Here is an 18,925-nt window from a genome sequence, read left to right on the forward strand (position 1 = left end):
CCTTGCGGCGCCATCCAACGGGCAGGCGCTCGCCCGGCTCCCGTCTTACCTCCCCCGCTTGACCCCGAGGCGCAAAGGCGTATCGCTTGCGCCGTTCAAGTTCCGTGGAGGCACCCCATGACCCGCATCATGATCAACGGCTTCGGCCGCATCGGCCGCACCCTGCTGCGCCAGTTGCTCACTGATCCTGCGCATGCCGACCTCGAACTTGTGGCGATCAACGACATCGCCGCGCCCGAGATGTGCGCCTATCTCTTCCGCTATGACAGCGTCTTCGGCCCCTACCCCGGCAGCGTCACCGAAGAACCCGGCGCGCTGATCGTCGACGGCAGGCGCATCCCCTTCCACACCACCCGCGATCTGCGCGAGCTGGATCTGAGCCACGTCGATGTGGTTCTGGAATGCACCGGTGCGGCGTCGAACCGCCCCCACGCCGAGGCCGGGCTGATGGCGGGGGCGCGCAAGGTGCTGCTGTCCGGCCCGTCGGAGGCGGCAGATGTGACCTGCGTGCTGGGGGCCAACGAGGATCAGATCGGCGACGCACGGATCGTCTCCAACGCCTCCTGCACCACCAATGCCATCGCCCCGATGTTGCAGGCGATCGAGGCGCGCTTCGGCATCGCCCGCGCGCATGTAACAACGATCCACTGCTACACCGGCAGCCAGCCCACGGTGGACGCGCCCGGAGCCAGCTACGAGCGCAGCCGCGCCGCCGCCGTGTCGATGGTTCCCACCAGCACCAGCGCCGCGAAACAGGTGATCAAAGTGCTGCCCGGCCTCGACGGGCGCCTCAGCGTGACCGCGGTTCGGGTGCCCTGTATCTCCGTCTCGGCGGTGGATGCGGTGCTGCAACTGCGTCAGATGCCGGACGATGCAAATGCCGCGCTGGCCGAGATGTTCAATGGCTCGCCGCTGGTCGGGCTTACCGCCGACCCCTGCGTCTCGACCGACCTGCGCGCGCGCCCCGAGTCTCTGGTGCTCTCCACGCGCGAGACCCGCGTGATCGAAGGCGGACAGCTGCGGCTCTTTGGCTGGTACGACAACGAATGGGGCTTCTCGGCGCGGATGCTCGACATGACGCGGCGCCTCGCCGCCGCCTGATCTTCAAATTCTGCCAGAAACTGTCTCGGCCCGGCGGGCCTTTACCGCGCGGGCGCTTGTGCCAGAATGGCGCGGACAGGATATGGAGACCTTCGATGACCGGATACCTCACCACCCATGTGCTCGACACCGCGCGCGGCTGCCCCGCCGAGGGGCTGAAGATCGAGCTCTACCGGATCGAGGGCGACAGCCGGAGCCTTCTGAAGACGCTGGTCACCAATGACGACGGGCGCACCGACGAACAGATCCTGCCCGCCGCGGAATTCGCGCTCGGCACTTATGAGTTGGTGTTCCACGCCGGGGCCTACCTCGACGCCTGCGGCACGCCGCCGGAAGAGCCGCGCTTTCTGGACGTGGTTCCGATCCGCTTCGGCATGTCCGAGGCCGCGCATTACCACGTGCCGCTGCTGCTTTCGCCCTTCGGCTACTCCACCTACCGCGGCAGCTAAGCCGCAAAGCCTCGCAACGCATCGAAACGGCACCCTTTCGGGGTGCCGTTTTCCTTTTGGGCGGAGGTTTTCACCGATCTGTCATGCCCCTGTCGCCGCTCTGTCGCACCCGATCTCCAGAGATCGCCGCAAGACTGCACACCTGTGCAGCCCTGCAACACGAGCCCGCGACGGAGCAAACCTTGAGCGATATCCGCATCAGCCAGATCGACAAGAACTACGGTCAGACACAGGTGCTACGTCAGGTCTCGCTGAGCATCGAGGCCGGCGAGTTTGTCGCCGTTCTCGGCCCGTCGGGCTGCGGCAAGACCACCCTGCTGCGCTGCCTTGCGGGGTTTGAAAAACTGAACGCTGGGCACATCGAGATCGGCGGCGAGACGGTTTCGAGCCCCGGCCAGCACCTCGCCCCCGAGCATCGCGGCATCGGCGTGGTGTTTCAGAACTACGCGCTCTGGCCGCATATGACCGTGGCGCAGAACGTTGCCTACGGGCTGAAAATCTCGGGCATTCCCAAGTCGGAGAGAAATTCCCGCGTTGCGCGTGTGCTCGATCTGGTCGAACTCGGCCCGCTCGCCAACCGCCGCCCCGCCGACCTTTCGGGCGGCCAGCGCCAGCGGGTCGCCCTCGCCCGCTGCCTCGCGATGGAAAGCCGCGTTGTCTTGCTCGACGAGCCGCTGGCCAATCTCGATGTGCACCTGCGCGGCGCGCTGGAGGATGAATTCGCCGCCTTCCACGCCCGCTCCGGCGCCACCATGTTCTACATCACCCACGACCAGTCCGAGGCGCTGGCCCTCGCTGACCGCGTCGCCGTCATGGACAAGGGCCGCATCCTGCAGTTCGACCGCCCCGAGGCGCTGTTCAGCCAGCCGCAGAGCGAGACCGTCGCCGGCTTCATCGGCGAAGGCCGGGTGATCGAGGCCGAAGACATTCGCCCGCTCGGAGACGGCCGCGCTGCCGCCTCGCTGCTCGGCCAGCCCATCGAGTTGCGCTGCGCCCCCGGTGAGACGCCCCGTCGCCGCGCCAAAATCTCGTTCCACCCCGGCGACCTTGCCTTGACCGAGGCCGCCAGCGGCCTCGAAGGCCATGTCACCCGCGCCACCTATCGCGGCGCCTATCTGCGCGCCGAGGTCATGGCTGGCCCGGCTGGCAACATCCCGCTGTCCGTGAACATTGCCGCGCCCGCCTCGCTGAGCCGCGGGCAGCGGATCTCGCTCGCCCTGCGCGACGGCTGGGTCATTCCCGATCCGGCCACCTCCTCCTCTCACCCGATCTGAACACGCAATCACAGGGACACCGAACATGCGTTTTCTCACCCTCTCCCTCGCCGCGTCGCTGCTCTCCAGCGCCGCTTTCGCCGACACCACGCTGACGCTCTACACCAGCCAGGCGCCGGAACAGGCCCAGCAGACCGTCGACGCCTTTGAAGCCGCCCACCCCGACATCACCGTCGAATGGACCCGCAACGGCACCTCGGCGCTGATGAACGTGATGCGCGCCGAGATCGAAGCCGGCAACGTGCAGCCCGACGTGCTGCTGGTGGCCGATGTCATCAACCTTGGCGAGCTGAAGGCCGGCGGCCACCTGATGGCCTATGAAGACGCACCCGTCGCCGACTACGACGCCGCCACCTACGATCCCGACATGACCTTCTTCGGCACCAAGGCGATCACCACCGGCATCGCCTACAACACCGAGATCGCCGAGCCGGTCAGCAGCTGGATGGACCTGCTGGTCGAAGAGAACCGCGGCCAGATTGCCGTGCCCTCGCCGCTTTATTCGGGCGCCGCGCTGAACCACCTGCACGCGCTGATCAACGCCGAAGGCATCGGCTGGGAGTTCTACGAGGGCCTCAACGATCTGGACATCGTGCCCGAAGGCGGCAACGGTCCGGCCACCAAGGCCGTGGCCTCGGGCATGGCGAAATACGCCATCATCGTCGACGCCAACACCCTGCGCGCCAAGGCCGACGGCTCGCCGATCGACTACATCGCCCCCGAAGACGGCGTCAGCTTCATCACCGAGCCCGCGGCGATCATGGCGGGCACCGACCAGCCCGAGGCGGCCAAGCTGTTCATCGACTTCCTGCTCAGCCGCGAAGGTCAGGAGCTGGTGGCCGAACAGGGCAACCTGCCGATCCTGCCCGGCGTCGAAGGTCCCGAGGGCTACCCGCGCATCGAGGACATGAAGCTGCTGGGCTACAACGCCGACGCTGCGGTCGAGACCAATGACGCGGTGCGCGCGCAGTTCGCCGACATCTTCGGGCTCTGATCGCGTGACCCTCATACAAGACCAAACGGCGCGCCCTCCTCGGGCGCGCCGACTGCTCCGGGCCCTCGCCGGGGAACGCGCTCTGATGATCGTGCTGGCGGTGTTCGTTGGGTTGCTGTCGATCGCCCCGCTGGGCCGGCTGGTCTATGCCGCGCTATTTCCGCAGGGCAGCTTCGACGCCGCGCGCATCGCCGACATCCTTGGCGGGCGGCGGGTGCTGGAGGCGACGCTCAACACCATCTGGATCTCGCTCGCCTCAACGCTGCTCGCGACGCTGGTGGGCACCTCTGCCGCGCTGCTGACCACGCTGACCGACATGCGCCGGCGGACGCTTTGGGTGTTCGGCTTCGTGCTGCCCCTGATGATCCCGCCGCAGGTGACCGCGCTGGCGTGGATTCAGGCGTTCTCTCCCGCCAGCCCGATCCTTGGGCCGCTGGGCCTGTCGCTGCCGCCGGGCACGCGGCACCCGCTCTATTCCATGAGCGGCATCGTCTTTCTGCTGGGGCTTTACAATGCCCCGCTGGTGTTCCTGTCGGTGCGCGCCTCGCTGCAGCGCCTGCCCGCCTCGCTGATCGAGGCCGCGCATGCCAATGGCGCCGGCTGCGGCGCGGTCACCCGCGACATCATCCTGCCGCTGATCCGGGGCGGCGTCTTCGCCGGGGCGGCGCTGGCCTTCGTCTCGTCGATCGGCAACTTCGGCATTCAAGCCATGCTGGGCATCCCGGCGCGGGTTTCGACGCTGATCACCCTGATCTACCGGCGGCTCAACTCCTACGGACCGTCGGCGCTGAACGACATGGCGCTGCTCGCCCTGCTGCTGGCGGTGCTGACGGTGATCGGCATGACGCTGACCGCGTGGCTCGGGCGCCGCGGCGACCAGCGCGTCGACGCCGCGCAGCGCGTCCCGCGCATGGCGCTCGGACGATGGCGCCTGCCGGTGAGCGCGCTGGCATGGGGGTATCTGCTGATCTGTCTGGTGCTGCCGCTCTCGGCGCTCTTCGGCACCGCGCTGGTACGCGGCTACGGCCAGCCGCTGACCGCCGAGACCATCACCTTCGAGAACTTCGCCAACGCGCTCTTTCATCACGAGGGCATCCGCGAGGCCTTTGCGACCTCGCTGTGGCTGACGCTGTTGACCGTGGCAGTGCTGATCCCGGTGGGGGTGGCGCTTGGCTACGTGCTGAGCTGGCGGCGCGGCTGGCTGGCCAAGCTGCTCCGGCTCGCCTCGGAACTGGCCTATGCGCTGCCGGGCATCATCATCGGCGTGGCGATGATCCTGTTCTTCCTGCGGCCGCTGCCGTTCATCGGGTCCGGCCTCTACGGCACCGTCTGGGTGATCCTCGCCGCCTATCTGTCGAACTACCTCGCGCTGGCACTGCGGCCCATTCTGGGCGGTTACGCGCAGATCGACCGCGGTCTCGACGAGGCGGCGCAACTGGCCGGGGCCGGTATCTTCGCCCGGCTGCGCGACATCGTGCTGCCCGCGCTGGCGCCCTCGGCCACCGCGGCGGCGATCCTCGTGTTCATGACCGCGATCAACGAGATCCAGACCTCGGTGCTGCTGGTCAGTTCCCGCGCCACCACCATCGGGCCGATGATCATCTTCCTTGAAGAAGCCGGCTCGTCGACGCTCGCCGCCGCGGTGGGCTGCCTGATGGTGCTGGTGGTGCTGGCGCTGATGGGCCTGTCGCTGCTGTTCGGTCGCCGCCTGCCGGAAGGAGTGCTGCCATGGCGCGACTGACCGCTCTCAGCGGGCTTGGCCGCAAGAGCGCTGCCGTGTTCCTGCTGGAAATCCAAGGCCAAAGGCTGCTGCTCGACATGGGCGGCGGGCTGGAAGCGGGCGAGCACGCGGATCTCTCTGGGGCTGGCCGCATCGACGCGGTGCTGCTGAGCCACGCGCATGTCGACCATATAGGCGCGCTGGATCGCCTGCCAGAGATCGGCACGCCCCCCGTCTACGCCACCGCCGAGACCCTCCGGCAGCTGCCCGCACCCCTGCGTCCACCGCGCACAGCCCGGCTGCCCGAGTGCGGAACCGCCGAGATACACGGCCTGCGCATCAAGACCGGGCGCGCGGGCCACGCGCCGGGCGGCATTTGGATGCGCTTTGACACGGCGGCTGGCGGCTTTCTCTACACCGGAGATTTCTCCACCGAGGCCCCGCTGCTGCGCTGCGACGCTTTTCCGCGCGCCGCCACGGTGCTGGCAGACGCCTCATATGGCGACCGCGACGACACGCTCGCCACGCAGGTGACGTCCATGGCCGAGGCCGCGCGAGATGGCGCGGTGCTGCCCTGCCCGGCAGACGGGCGCGGACCGGATATGGTCCGCGCTCTCACCGACGCGGGGCTCGAGGTGCAGGCCTGCGCCACCATCGCCGACGAGGCCGAGCGACTGACCGGCCAGCGCCCGCCGCAGATCTGCGCGCAGACCGCACGCACCGGACAGGTGATCGTCGCCGACGGCCCCAACGCCGAGCACGGCCTGCCCGCCGCGCTGCGCGAGCGGCCCGGCTTTCGTTTCATCTTTTCGGGTCATGTGCCGCGCAGCAGCCCGGCGCACGCGATGATCGCGTCGGGCCGTGCCCGCTGGATGGGCTGGAACGTGCACCCGCGCCTGTCCGAGATCACCACGATGGCGCGCGACACCGCCGCGGCGCGCATCCTGCCCGCGTTCGTCGACCTGAGCACCGCGCCCAGACTGCGCGCCGCGCTTGGCCCGCGGCTGTGCACCGCTGACACTCTGGAGGTCTGAGCCATGCGCCACCATCTGCCCCAGTCCGTTCCCGCCGCCGAAGCCGCCGAAGACAGGCGCCCGCTGCTCTGGCAGGTGACCGAGCAGACCGGCCCCGGTCTCTCCGGTCTGTGGCTGGGCAATCTGCCCGCGGCCGAAGACCCGCAGACGCTGGCCGAGGCGGGGATCACCGGCAGCCTAAATCTGGCGATCAACCTCTTTCCCGGACCGCTGACGCTGCCCGATGGCCGTCACCTCCGGCGCTACCAAATCGGCATGATTGACGGCGCAGGCAATGCGCCCGAAACCCTCGCTGCCGCGGTGACGCTGATCGACGGGCTCGCCGCCTGCTACACACCGGGCAAACCGCACTATCCTGCGCACAGCAAAGGTGGGCTGCTGGTGCATTGCCGCGGCGGGCGCTCGCGCTCGGTGACGGTTCTGGCGCTCTGGCTGCATCTGCGGCGTCCCGAAGACTTCCCCACCTTCGATGCCGCCCTGACCCACCTGCGCGCCTTGCGCGGGCTGAACCAGAGCTATCCGCTGCCGCCGATGCTGGCGCTGGCGCAAGAGGTGCTGGACCGCGGCCTCTGCCGCCGATGACACCGTCCCGCCCACCGCCCCGCCCGCCACTCGGTCCGCCCAAGGGCCGGTTCGTGACTGCCGCCGATGTCGCCCGCCTTGCCGGGGTCTCGCGCTCGGCGGTCTCGCGCGCCTTCACCCCCGGCGCGCAGGTCTCGGAACAGGCCCGCGCGCGCATCCTTAAGGCCGCCGAAGAACTGGGCTACCGGGTCAACCGCCTTGCCCGCACCCTGCATCAGGAGCGCTCCGATCTGGTGGGCATCGTCGGCGGCAATTTCTCCAACCCCTATATCTCGGCTCAGCTCGACGCGCTGTCGAAGGCGTTGCACGCCCGCCGCCTGCAATGCCTGCTGATGAACAGCGCGGGTGGTATGACCGAAGATCTGAAACGGCTGCTGGACTACCGCGTGCGCACCGTGGTGCTGCTGTCAGGCGCCGCGCCCGACGCGCTGATCCGGCTTTGCGCGCAGAATGGCGCGCGCATGGTGCTGATCAACCGCCCGCGCCCGCCCGAAGGCGCGCGCGCCGATCTCATCCTCGCCAACAGCGCCCACGGCGGACGGCTCGCCGCCGCGCGGCTGGCGCAGGCTGGGTGCCGGGCGGTTGCAGTCGTGATCTCTGCCTCGCGCACCTCGGCCAAGCTGGAGCGAGCGGAGGCGTTCTGCTCGGAAATGGCGCTGCGCGGAATTCCGGTCACCCGCTGGGCCGATGGCCCGAACAGCTATGAGACGGGCGTCGAGGCAGCGCGGGCGCTGCTGAGGGTGCCCGGTCTGGACGGCATCTTTGGCGTGACCGACGAGATCGCCTTGGGGGTGCTCAACACCGCCCGGTTCGAGCTTGGCCTGCGTGTGCCCGAGGATCTGTCGGTGATCGGCTTCGACAACGCGCCGATCTCCGCGTGGTCCTCGCACGCGCTCACCACGGTCAGCCAGTCGCTGGAGGCGGTGACGCAGGCCACCCTCGAGGCGATTGAGCTGCCCGCCGAGGCCCCGCCATTGCTTTGCGAGGTGCCGGTGCGGCTGATCGAGCGCGGATCGGTCCGGTCTGCGGCGGCTCAGTCCTGAACCTGCGCCGGGCCGAGCGTAGCGTAATAGGCCGCAAGGTCTGCGATATCCGAGTCGGTCAGGTTCTTCGCCGCCGCCTGCATGAGAGGCGCGCGCGGCGTTTCGGGCACCGGGCCGTCGCGATAGAGATGCAGCCAGTTGACCAGCCAGTAGCCATCCTGCCCGGCGATGCGCGGCGTGTCCGCCCGCTTCGGCGTCAGCCCGTCTGCGCCGCCTTCATGGCACGACGCGCAGCTGGCGATATCCTCGTGCTCATCGCCTTGCCGAGCCAGTGCCCGGCCCCGCTCCGCATCGCCATAGGGCAGCGCCGCGCCTTGCCACGTCGCGCTCATGCCCGCATAGCGCTGCGCGATCCCCGCGCGCGTCTCGGCGCTGAGCGGCGCAGCGAGCGGCTCCATGAACCCGCTCTCGCGGTGACCCTCGGCATAGGCCCCCAGAACCAACTCAAGCCACTCTCGGGACTGTCCGGCCAGCTTTGGCGCGGTGCCCTCGCGGCCCAGCCCATCTTCGCCATGGCAGCGCGCGCAGGCCAGATCCTGCGGGATCGCGCCGGGCAGTCCGCCAAAGCGCACACCCGCGCTCTCGTAGCCCCCCGAGCGACCGAAAGCTGCACGCTCGAACTGCGCCCGGTCGAATCCGTCATAGTGCGAAAGGAAGGCGGCCAGCGCCCAAGGCTCATCGTCGCGCTCCTCGCCCGGCCACGCTGGCATGCCCGTGTATTTGGCGCCATGGCGGGCGATCCACCAGAATTCCTTCGGCCCGTAATCCTCGGAACTGAGCGTCGGCGGCTCGGGGCGCATGCCCTCCACCACCGGGTTGCGCGCGATGCCCGGCCCGCCGTGGCACGTCATGCAGCCGGTGGCGAAATGACCCGCGCCGAGGCGGATCAGCGCCGGGTCCTCAAGGTTTACATGTCGCGGAATCTCCTCGCCGCTGGCACGGATGGCCACCGCGTTGCGCAGGTATTGGTGCAGCACAGCGCCCACCCCCGGCAGATGCGGCACCGAGGCGGCGATATTGTAGGGCGCCAGCCAGAAGACGGTATTGCCCGCCACCAGCAGCGCGGCAATGCCGCCGAGGATCCAGCGTTTCACTCTCATGCCTGCGCCTCCTTCAGCTGCAGCGCCCGACCAAGCCGGCGCAGCGCGGCCACAAGGTAGATCGCGCCCCCCGCCCCGGCCATGAGCGCGCCCGCCACCTGCTGCTCCTGCAGCGCCGAAAGGCCAAGATGCCCGGCGCAGATGTCGCCGTAGAGCGTGCGCGGCGCGAGGCCGATCAGCGCCCCGAGCAGGGTCATGTGCATGGTCGTCGCAAGCAGCACCACCGCGCCGCCAAAGCCGCCCGCCGCGCGCACCGCCCCCCAGAGCATCAGCCCCGCCAGCAGAAAGCTCGCCTGCTCCAGCACAAGGCCCATCGCGGTCAGACGCGCCCAAAGGTGCATGCCCGGCAGGTGCCAGAGCCAGACCACCAGCATCTCGGCCACCGCACCAAGCGCCAGCGCCATCGCGCCCGACGGCAGCCGCAGGTTCGGGGCCCAGAGCGCCGGAACCACGGCGGTCACGCCAAGGTGGAGCACCATATGCAGCACCATCGAGCCGGTCGCCAGATCTGGCAGCGGGCCGATCCAAAGGCCCGCCAGCAGCGCCAGCGCGAGGAGGCGGCGCGGGCTCAGCATTGGCCCAGCACCATGCCGGGGATCACTGTGAAGAGGATGGCCACCGCCGAAAGCACGCACAGCAGCAGCGCCACGTGGCCGACGAAACGGTCCCGCGCCCGTTCCGAGCTTTCAGTGATTTCCTCGAAGATCACGAAGACGCCGCCGTAGCGGCGCAGCGCCAGCACCGCCAGCCCGATGATCGCAGCGATGCAAAGCGCGCCCAGCCCGGCAATGATCCAGCGCGGTTCGGCCAGCGGTGTGCCGCGCCCCAGCTTGGCGCACCAGATCGCCGCGACCCAGTAGCTTAGCAGGAAATGCGCCGCCCAGATCGAGGGCGCGGCGACAAGGATCCACACCGAGCCCTGATCGATGACGCGCGGCGCCTCGCCGGGCGGGACGATCTTCTTATTGTCGCGGGACCGGGCCATCACGCCACCCCCATCAGCATCGGGAACAGCGCCAGCAGCGCAAAGATCACCACAGCGGTCAGCGCGACGAAATGGGTGAAGAGCGTCAGGTTGGCGCTGTCGGCGTGATAGCGCGGCGTGCAATGACCGCACCAGATCCGCGCCGCCACGTAAAGCCGCATCACTGCGTCGAGCAGCAGGTGCACGCCGATCCACAGGATCAGGATCCAGACAGTGGCATCAAAGGAGGTCTCGGTGGGGTCCAGCCCGGCGCTCCATGCCGCCCAGCCCCATGCGCCCAGCCCAAGCGCCCCAAGCGGCACGCCCGCGACCAGCAGGCCCATCGCCTGCCCGGTGCTGCCGCCCGCCAGCCGCGTCCGCGCCAGCAGCGCCGTCCCCCAGCCCGCCAGCAACAGCGCGAGACCGACCAGCAGCCAGCCAAAGCCCGGCAGGTTCACCGCGCTCGGCAGGAAGTCCGGCAGCGCGGTCCAATAAAAGAAGTAGCTGAACACCAGCCCCATGAAGGCGGTCATGTCGCCGGTCATGGTGATGAACACCGCCCACCAGCCGGGCGAGTTGTTGCCTTGCGCATAGGTCGGCAGCACCAGCCCGCGCCCCGCAGCCTTTTCGGGGACCTCCGGGATCTGCGACGTGCCGGTCCACAGCCACCACAGGGTGAAGCCGACAAATCCGGCGCCAAAGATCAGCGTCAACGCCCAGAGATGGAATGTGGCAAGGATGAACACCGCGCCAAGACAGCCCGCCGCGCCAAGGGTCAGATAGCTCGGCCCGCCAACGCGCTGAACATAAAGCGGACGGGCGTCGAGGATGTCGGTGATGATCAGCTCGCGCTTGCCCTCCTTGGCGTCGGGCAGGAACCACTCGCCGCGGTCGATCTCGTCCAGCAGGCCCTTCTGCTCCCAAAGCGGGTAGCGGGTGTGGATATAGGGGATCGAACGCACGCCCCACGGCTTGTCCGGCACCTCGGCGCCCCACTCCATCGTGCCCGCGTTCCACAGGTTGCGCTCGACCAGCGGCGCCTTGCCGCGCGGCCAGAGCACGTTGACCGCCAGCACCACGAAGCCCGCCGCGAAGACGAAAGCGCCCACGGTCGAGACCATGTTGAGCACCGCCCAGCCATCGGTGACGTCATAGGTCCAGACCCGCCGCGGCATGCCCATGACCCCGGTCCAGTGCATCGGCAGGAAGGCAAGGTTGAAGCCGCCGAACATCAGCCAGAAGCTCCAGCGCCCCAGCCGGTCGGACATCTTCTTTTGCGTGACGAACGGGTACCAGTAGTGCACCCCGGCAAAGAGCGGAAAGAGCATGCCGCCGATCAGCGTGTAATGCAGGTGCGCCACGACAAAGTAGCTGTCATGCGCCTGCCAGTCGAAGGGCACTAGCGCCACCATCACGCCGGTCAGCCCGCCGAAGACAAAGATCGCCAGCGCGCCGCCGGCAAACAGCATCGGCACCGAGCGGCGCACCTTGCTGACCAGCATGGTGGCGATGAAGCAGAAAATCTGGATGCCGGTGGGCACCGCCACCGCTTCGGAAGCCGCCGAGAAGAAGCTCAGCGAGATCTCAGGCAGGCCGGTGGTGAACATGTGGTGCACCCACAAGCCGAACGACAGGAACGCCACGCCCACCGCCGACAGCACGATCCACGAATGGCCGACCATGGGCCGCCCGGCGAAGGTCGGCAGGATGGTTGCGATCAGCGCGATGGACGGCAGGAATATGATGTAGACCTCGGGGTGGCCGAAGATCCAGAACAGGTGCTGCCAGAGCAGCGGATCGCCGCCGCGATCGGGATCGAAGAAGGCCCAGCCAAAGGCGCGCTCCATCTCCAGCAACAGGTCGCCGGCGATCAGCGGCGGGAAGGCGAAAAGGATCATCCCCGCCACCACCAGCACGTACCAGCAGTAAAGCGGAATGAGGTTCAGTCGCATGCCCGGCGGGCGCGACTTCAGCACGCCGACGATCAACTCGACCGCGGCAGCGATCGACGACACCTCGATGAACGACAGCCCAAGCAGCCAGATGTCGGCCCCCAGCCCGCTGTAGTCTGTGTTGGACGACAGCGGCGTGTACATGAACCAACCGCCCTGCGGCGCCACGCCAAAGAACACCGAGCCGCAGACAAACACCCCGCCGATCAGGAAGCACCAGTACCCGAAGGCGGAAAGCCGCGGGAACGGCAGGTCGCGCGCGCCAAGGATCTCGGGCAGGATCAGGATCGCCACCGCCTCGAAGATCGGCACCGCAAAGAGGAACATCATCGCCGTGCCGTGCAGGGTGAACAGCTGATTGTAGAGGCTCTGCGACAGCAGATCGTTGTTCGGCACCGCCAGTTGTGCGCGGATCAGCAGCGCCAAGAACCCGGCGAAGGTGAAGAAGGCGAAGGACGTCAGCAGGTACCATTTGCCCACCGACGAGTTGTTCACCGCCGAGATGCGTCGCCAGCCGGTCGGCGTCTCCCAGACCTTCATCAGCCGGGCGCGCTGCGCCTCGTCGCGCGCCTTGTCGTAGGGCTCGGCCGGGGGCAGCTTGGAGAGGTCGATCTCTTGGGTCATGCGCGGCTCAGTCCAAACTCATCAGGAAGGTCACGAGCGCGTCGAGCCGCTCGCCTTGCAGGCCCGGATAGGCGGGCATGTCGATCTCGGGTTTCATCTCGTGGGTGTCGGTGATCCAGCGCGCCATATTGTCCGGCGTCATCTCGTAGATGCCCGTCCCCAGCTTGTCGCGCGCTGCCAGATGCGTCAGGTCTGGTCCGACCGGACCCTGCGCATCGGTGCCGCGGATGGTGTGGCACGCGCCGCAGCCTTCCTCTTCGAACACCGCATAGCCGGGATCGCCTTCGTCCACCTGCGCCGGCTGCGCCTCATGCGCCAGCCACGCGTCAAACGCCCCGGGCTCCATGACAACGGCATCAAAGCGCATCAGTGCGTGCGCGCCGCCACAGAACTCGGCGCAGAGCCCGCCCCAGTTGCCCAGCTTTTGCGGGGTCAGCGCCAGCGTCGTCTCGCGTCCGGGGATCATGTCCATCTTTCCCCCCAGCGCAGGCACCCAGAACGAATGGATCACGTCGTCAGCAGTCAGCCGGAACAGCGCCCTCTCGCCCAGCGGCAGGCGGATCTCGTTTGCGGTGGTGACCGGCCCGCCGGGGGTCTCGTAAACCACCCGCCACCACCAGCGCTCGCCGTCCACGCGCACGGTCAGCGCGCCATCATCGGCGGTGATGTCACGCAGGATGAGCAGGCCCCAGATCAGCAGCCCGCCGACCACCAGCACCGGCAGCGCCACGCCGCCCCAGATGATGAAGCGGCGGGCCTCGCGCTCTCGGTTAGGCTTGGCATCGGCGCGGTGGGCATAGATGGCCGCCCCGATCACGAGGCTCCAGATCACCGCCGCTCCGGCCAGTACCACCCAGAACAGCGTTTCGACCGATTGTGCTTCTTCGCCCGCGCCAGCGAGCCAGTTGTGACGCCCCGAGCAGCCCGCGACGAGCAGTGGAATGGTCAGGAGTACCCCGCGTTTCAATACGAACCTGTCCCTTGCACCTGCCGCATGTCCTGAACGGCAACCGCAGAAGGTCGCGAAAGGTTCCCGAATACGTGAGGTTTAAGTGACCCGCCGTGAGCCGCCGGTCAGGCTGCGCGGAACGGATTGACGATGCGCAGGTGCCCTTCCACCAGCAGACCGTCGTGCATGTCCTCGGACCACAGCGTCTCGCAGCCCGCCTCGAGCGCCGCCGCGACAATCATCGAGTCGTAGACCGAGAATCCGTAGCGCGCGCCATGGGCGCGGCCGATGTCGTGGGTGTCGGTGGTCAGCGGGCTGGTCTCGCACAGCGCACGGATCGCGCCAAGGAACGCGCCCGCCTCGTCATGGGTCATCTTGGCCTTGCGCCGGCAGTTCACCAGCGCCTCGTTCAACACCTGCACGCTGATCACGCCGCCCCGCGCCAGCAACGCCTCGGCACGGTCCGCCTTGGGCCCCTCGCCCAAGAGGTAGAGGATCACATTGGTGTCGAAGAAAGCGCGCGCCATCTCAGCGGGCGTTGGCCTCGTCGCGGCTCAGGCGTGCGCCCTCGGGCAGCCGCCCGCGAAACCGGCGCAGCCCTTCGAGGATTTCCTCGGGCCGCTCGGCGCGGCTGACCGCAAGGCCCCGCGCGTCGGGGTGCAGGTCGATCCGGTCGCCCTCTTTCAGCCCAAGCTCGCGGACGAGATCGGCAGGCAGGCGCACGGCCAGCGAATTTCCCCATCTCGAAACTTGCATGCGGGCCTCCGGGAAGCACGTTAAGCGCGGTCAGCCTATCCAAGCAACTGAGCACGGATAGACATCTGGAAATGTATATCCACACAGGTGATTTTTCAAGGCAGGCGAGTCTTCAAGACAGGCGAATGTTCAAGTAGACACGGTGCGCACGGCCCGCCCGATGCGAAACCGTCCCGGCATAAAAATAGACACCCGGAGGAAACCCCCGGGCGCCACTCTTACTTAAAGACCAAATGCAAAGTCTGGCTTCAATCGCCTTTCCAAGACCCGAACGCGCGGCGCCGCCCTTAAAATGCGGGCGTGACGCTACCACAAGAAGTGAGAAAAACTTCGATTTGATCGGTCGTGGCAGCGACCCCAGGCACACTCAGGTTAGCTAAAAATCGCCTTTCCGTGAGCAAAATTTTGCCCCAACCCGCCAATTTCGGGCAAGCCACTGAGCTGCCATATCTTTTCCACAGTCTGTGGAAACTTGGGTTTCAACCATCGCGAGAACGACTCAATCCGGGACAATACGCCACCGGGTAAGCAAGCTGGAATCACCTGATTCGAGCGTCTCTAACCGTAAAATCTGCGAGTTAAGATGTTGTTAAAGCTCAGCTTAATCTGAAGCTCTTGCGGTTCACCACCAGATGATGTGGCCGGCTCGCAAAGTCCTACCTTTGGAAGTAGGCCGCGCCCCACACCCGGCGGCGCGATTTCTCGGAAAACTTAAACTTCGGGCGGCCGTCCTCATTACCGCCGCAATCCAGCCAAATGCGCGCGCTTCCAGACACAAGAACGCCCCCGGCCATTTGGACCGGGGGCGCCTTCATCTCAGGAGAGACGATCTCAGCCGAGGATGCCGTTCAGCGTTGCCGAGGGGCGCATCACAGCCGCGGTCTTCTCCGCGTCACCGTGATAGTAGCCGCCGAGGTCGACAGCCTTGCCCTGCGCCGCGGCCAGCTCGCCGGTGATCTCCGCTTCGCCTTCGGCCAGTGCCTTGGCGATGGGCGCGAAATACGCCGCCATCTCGGCATCGTCCGACTGCGCCGCCAGCGCTTCGGCCCAGTAACGGGCGAACCAGTAGTGGCTGTCGCGGTTGTCCGGCTCGCCCACTTTGCGCGACGGCGAGCGACCGTGGTCGAGGATGCCCTGCGTCGCGGTTTCCACCGCATCGCCCAGCACCCGCGCCTTGGCGTTGTCCTTCTGGTCGGCAAGGAACTTGAAGCTCTCGCCAAGCGCACAGAACTCGCCGAGGCTGTCCCAACGCAGGTGGTTCTGCTCCATCAGCTGCTGCACGTGCTTCGGTGCCGAGCCGCCAGCGCCGGTTTCGAACAGGCCGCCACCGTTCATCAGCTTTACGATCGACAGCATCTTGGCCGAGGTGGCCAGCTCGAGGATCGGGAAGAGGTCGGTCAGGTAGTCACGCAGCACGTTGCCGGTGATCGCGATGGTGTTCTCGCCCTTGGTGATGGTCTCGAGCGAGGCGATGGTCGCTTCGCGCGGGGCCATGATCTCGAACTTGTCGGCAACGCCCTTGGCTTCGAGGATCGGCTTCACGAACTCGATCAACTGCGCGTCGTGGGCACGGCTGGCGTCGAGCCAGAAGATCGCGCGATAGCCGGTGGCTTTCTGACGCTCGATGGCAAGGTTGACCCAGTCTTCGATCGGTGCCTTGCGGGCCGAGGCCGAACGCCAGATGTCGCCTGCGGCCACCTCATGCGAATGCAGCACGGTGCCATCGTCGAGGATCATCTTGACGGTGCCCGCCTCGGGGATCTCGAAGGTGGTCGGGTGCGAGCCGTATTCTTCTGCCTTCTGCGCCATCAGGCCAAGGTTCTGCACGGTGCCTGCGGTGGCCGGGTTCAGCTTGCCGTTGGCTTTGAAGAACTCGATCGCCGCGTCGTAAACCGGGGCGTATGAACTGTCAGGGATCACGCAGTTGGTGTCGTGCTGCGCGTTGTCCGGGCCCCAGCCCTTGCCGCCGTCACGGATCAGCGCGGGCATCGAGGCGTCGATGATCACATCCGAGGGCACGTGCAGGTTGGTGATGCCCTTGTCGGAGTTCACCATGTACATCGGCGGACGGGTGCCGCGCACCTCGTCGATCGCCGCGACGATCTCGGGCTTGTCCTTAACCCGCTCCAGCAGGTCGCCAAGGCCCGAGTTCGGGTTGACGCCAAGCGCTTTCAGCTCGTCGCCGTATTTCTCGAACACCGGCTTGAGCCATGCTTTCACCGCGTGGCCAAAGATGATCGGGTCCGAGACCTTCATCATCGTCGCCTTCATGTGCAGCGAGAACAGCGTGCCTTCGTCTTTCGTCTTCTTGATCTCTTCTTCAAGGAAGGCGTCAAGCTTGGCGGCGCTCATGTAGGTGGCGTCGACCACGGTGCCTGCGGGGTAGGACACGCCCTCTTTGAGGACCTTCTCGCCCGACGCGGTTTCCAGAACGATCTTCGCGGTCGCGGCCTTGTCGAGGGTCGCCGACACTTCGTTCGAGAAGAAGTCACCGCCCGACATCGACGCAACGCGGGTCTTGCTGGCGGCAGTCCATTCGCCCATGCGGTGCGGGTTGTTCTGGGCGAACTTCTTCACCGCTGCGGCGGCGCGGCGATCCGAGTTGCCTTCGCGCAGCACCGGGTTCACGGCCGAGCCCTTGATGCCGTCATACTTGGCCTGAACCGCCTTCTCTTCGTCGGTGGTCGCCTCGTAGGGGTAGTCGGGCAGCGCGTAGCCTTGGCCCTGCAGTTCCTTGACCGCGGCCACCAGCTGCGGCACCGACGCCGAGATGTTCGGCAACTTGATGACGTTCGCTTCGGGTTTCTTCACCCAGTCGCCGAGCCATGCAAGGTCGTCCGACTGGCGCTGCTCTTCGGTCAGCGCCTCGGGGAAGGTCGCAAGAATGCGGCCCGCCAGCGAGATGTCCTTGGTGCCGACCGAAACGCCAGCGGCGGCGGCAAAGCTGCGGATGATCGGAAGCAGCGAGGCCGAGGCAAGCTCGGGCGCTTCGTCGACCTTGGTGTAAACGATGTCAGGCGTGTTGTTCTCAGCCATAATGCAATGCCTTTCCTGGGGGTCTGGCCCCATTTAGCCGTTCTGCATACAAAGGTCTACAGTCGCGGTGCCGCAGGATGTCACCTCCGGCAGACGCCCCTGCCCTACCCCGGATTTTCCCATATTTCCACGCCGCGCGGGATGTTTGCGCGACCATCTGCCGGTGAGCCGTTGAGCGTACTTCGCCGTACCAAGCGACGGGCAGGTAAAAGCCCGGCCCTCAATCCTCTTCCCGCAGGCTGGACCCCTCGGGCAGCGGGCGCTTGATGTTGCGCTGCATGTCCATGACGTAGCCGATGATCGCCGCCACCGCCTCCCAGTGCTGCACCGGGATCTGCTTGTCGAGTTCCGCCACATCATGCAGCGCCCGCGCCAGCGGCTTGTTCTCGATGATCGGCACCTCGACGTCGCGCGCCAGATGACGGATCCGGGCGGCCATCAGATCGGCGCCCTTGGCGACACAGACCGGCGCCGTATCCACGCCGCTCTCGTATTTCAGAGCCACCGCGTAATGTGTCGGGTTGGTCAGCACCACCGTGGCACGCGGCACCGCCTGCGCGATGCGTTGCTTGGCGCGCTCGCGGCGCAATTGCGCGCGCTTGCCGCGGATCTGCGGATCGCCCTCGGTGTCCTTCGTCTCATCCTTGATTTCCTGCATCGACATGCGCTGTTTGCGGCGATGATCGAAGCGTTTCCAGAACACGTCCGCCACGGCGATCACCAGCAGCAGCGCCAGCACCACCAGCAGCATCCGCGTTGCCGCGCGCCGGGCCAGTTCGGTCACCATACCGGGCAGTATGCCCTGGACCAGCCACAGCTCGCGCACCGCGTGATAGGTGATCCACAGGCCGATGGCGCCCACCACCATCACCTTCACGATGCTCTTGAAAAACTCAACCATCGCGCTGGACGAAAACAGCTTCTTGAACCCGCCGATGGGTGAGATCTTCGACAGCTTCGGCTTGATGCGCTCGGCGGCCACCACAACATCGCCCTGCAGCGCCACCCCGGCGAAGGCGCCCAGCACCATCAGCGTCAGCAGCGGCGCAAGCAGGATGCCGACACCGCGCAAGACGCCCCATGTCACCCCGCCAAGATCGCGGATCCCGGCCACGTCCTCGCCCACATGCACCTGACCCGCGGTCTCGAAGACGCTGCGCAGGATGCCCGACAGCGGCGCCGACACGCTGGGCAGCACAAAGGCGGTCACCGCAAACAGCGACAGCACCGCCGTAACATTGCCCACCTCCTTGGAACTGGGAACGTCGCCTTTCTCGCGCGCCTGCCGAAGCTTTCGCTCTGTCGGCTCTTCGGTCTTGTTGTCCTTGTCCTCGTCTTCGGCCATGG

The 18,925-nt window shown here is 67.0% G+C and carries 17 protein-coding genes; 8 read left to right on the forward strand and 9 right to left on the reverse strand.

Annotated elements, in window-relative coordinates; genetic code table 11:
• Nucleotides 1–117: 117 nt before the first annotated feature.
• From ACXAJT_RS16855 to ACXAJT_RS16890, 8 genes are all read left to right on the forward strand, one after another.
• Nucleotides 118–1,101 (forward strand): type I glyceraldehyde-3-phosphate dehydrogenase, encoded by a 984-nt coding sequence (locus ACXAJT_RS16855; protein WP_475237110.1) that lies wholly within the window; start codon nucleotides 118–120, stop codon nucleotides 1,099–1,101.
• Between the two features lie 95 nt (nucleotides 1,102–1,196).
• Nucleotides 1,197–1,550 (forward strand): hydroxyisourate hydrolase, encoded by a 354-nt coding sequence (uraH, locus tag ACXAJT_RS16860; RefSeq protein WP_475237113.1) that lies wholly within the window; start codon nucleotides 1,197–1,199, stop codon nucleotides 1,548–1,550.
• Nucleotides 1,551–1,732: 182 nt separating this feature from the next.
• Nucleotides 1,733–2,824, forward strand: a complete 1,092-nt coding sequence (locus ACXAJT_RS16865) for an ABC transporter ATP-binding protein (RefSeq protein ID WP_475237115.1) — start codon at nucleotides 1,733–1,735, stop codon at nucleotides 2,822–2,824.
• 25 nt (nucleotides 2,825–2,849) lie between these two features.
• Entirely contained in the window at nucleotides 2,850–3,818 is a 969-nt protein-coding gene (locus tag ACXAJT_RS16870) for an ABC transporter substrate-binding protein (protein WP_475237116.1), read from the forward strand.
• Nucleotides 3,819–3,903: 85 nt separating this feature from the next.
• Entirely contained in the window at nucleotides 3,904–5,559 is a 1,656-nt protein-coding gene (locus tag ACXAJT_RS16875) for an ABC transporter permease (RefSeq protein ID WP_475237117.1), read from the forward strand.
• Nucleotides 5,547–6,572, forward strand: coding sequence for an MBL fold metallo-hydrolase (locus ACXAJT_RS16880; protein WP_475237118.1), 1,026 nt, complete (start codon nucleotides 5,547–5,549; stop codon nucleotides 6,570–6,572). The genes ACXAJT_RS16875 and ACXAJT_RS16880 overlap by 13 nt, the downstream gene beginning before the upstream one ends.
• 3 nt (nucleotides 6,573–6,575) lie before the next feature.
• Nucleotides 6,576–7,154, forward strand: a complete 579-nt coding sequence (locus tag ACXAJT_RS16885; RefSeq protein WP_475237121.1) for a dual specificity protein phosphatase family protein — start codon at nucleotides 6,576–6,578, stop codon at nucleotides 7,152–7,154.
• A 53-nt stretch (nucleotides 7,155–7,207) separates the two neighbouring features.
• Nucleotides 7,208–8,197 carry a LacI family DNA-binding transcriptional regulator gene (locus ACXAJT_RS16890; RefSeq protein ID WP_475237122.1) on the forward strand — a complete coding sequence of 330 codons (990 nt, stop codon included), beginning with the start codon at nucleotides 7,208–7,210 and terminating at the stop codon, nucleotides 8,195–8,197.
• Here ACXAJT_RS16890 and ACXAJT_RS16895 read toward each other — a convergent pair.
• The 9 genes from ACXAJT_RS16895 to flhB form a co-directional block, all read right to left on the reverse strand.
• Nucleotides 8,188–9,297, reverse strand: coding sequence for a c-type cytochrome (locus ACXAJT_RS16895; protein ID WP_475237123.1), 1,110 nt, complete (start codon nucleotides 9,295–9,297; stop codon nucleotides 8,188–8,190). The genes ACXAJT_RS16890 and ACXAJT_RS16895 overlap by 10 nt on opposite strands.
• Nucleotides 9,294–9,872, reverse strand: a complete 579-nt coding sequence (locus ACXAJT_RS16900; protein ID WP_475237125.1) for a cytochrome c oxidase assembly protein — start codon at nucleotides 9,870–9,872, stop codon at nucleotides 9,294–9,296. Before ACXAJT_RS16900 ends, ACXAJT_RS16895 begins: the two co-directional genes overlap by 4 nt.
• The gene (locus ACXAJT_RS16905) at nucleotides 9,866–10,282 is read right to left on the reverse strand and encodes a hypothetical protein (protein WP_475237126.1); all 417 of its coding nucleotides are present in this window, start codon (nucleotides 10,280–10,282) and stop codon (nucleotides 9,866–9,868) included. Before ACXAJT_RS16905 ends, ACXAJT_RS16900 begins: the two co-directional genes overlap by 7 nt.
• Complete coding sequence (gene ctaD, locus ACXAJT_RS16910) at nucleotides 10,282–12,837, reverse strand: cytochrome c oxidase subunit I (protein ID WP_475237129.1); 2,556 nt, start codon at nucleotides 12,835–12,837, stop codon at nucleotides 10,282–10,284. The genes ACXAJT_RS16905 and ctaD overlap by 1 nt, the downstream gene beginning before the upstream one ends.
• Nucleotides 12,838–12,844: 7 nt before the next feature.
• A complete protein-coding gene (gene coxB / locus ACXAJT_RS16915; RefSeq protein WP_475237130.1) occupies nucleotides 12,845–13,804 on the reverse strand; it encodes a cytochrome c oxidase subunit II in 960 nt (319 codons plus the stop codon).
• Nucleotides 13,805–13,911: 107 nt separating this feature from the next.
• Complete coding sequence (locus ACXAJT_RS16920) at nucleotides 13,912–14,313, reverse strand: PIN domain-containing protein (RefSeq protein ID WP_475237132.1); 402 nt, start codon at nucleotides 14,311–14,313, stop codon at nucleotides 13,912–13,914.
• A 1-nt stretch (nucleotide 14,314) separates the two neighbouring features.
• On the reverse strand, nucleotides 14,315–14,542 hold the full coding sequence (locus ACXAJT_RS16925) for an AbrB/MazE/SpoVT family DNA-binding domain-containing protein (protein WP_475237134.1): 228 nt from the start codon (nucleotides 14,540–14,542) through the stop codon (nucleotides 14,315–14,317).
• 831 nt (nucleotides 14,543–15,373) lie between these two features.
• A complete protein-coding gene (locus tag ACXAJT_RS16930; protein ID WP_475237135.1) occupies nucleotides 15,374–17,578 on the reverse strand; it encodes an NADP-dependent isocitrate dehydrogenase in 2,205 nt (734 codons plus the stop codon).
• A gap of 220 nt (nucleotides 17,579–17,798) precedes the next feature.
• Entirely contained in the window at nucleotides 17,799–18,923 is a 1,125-nt protein-coding gene (flhB, locus tag ACXAJT_RS16935) for a flagellar biosynthesis protein FlhB (RefSeq protein ID WP_475237136.1), read from the reverse strand.
• Nucleotides 18,924–18,925: the final 2 nt, after the last annotated feature.

It is taken from the genome of Salipiger sp. ABF4_146 (genome assembly GCF_056161345.1).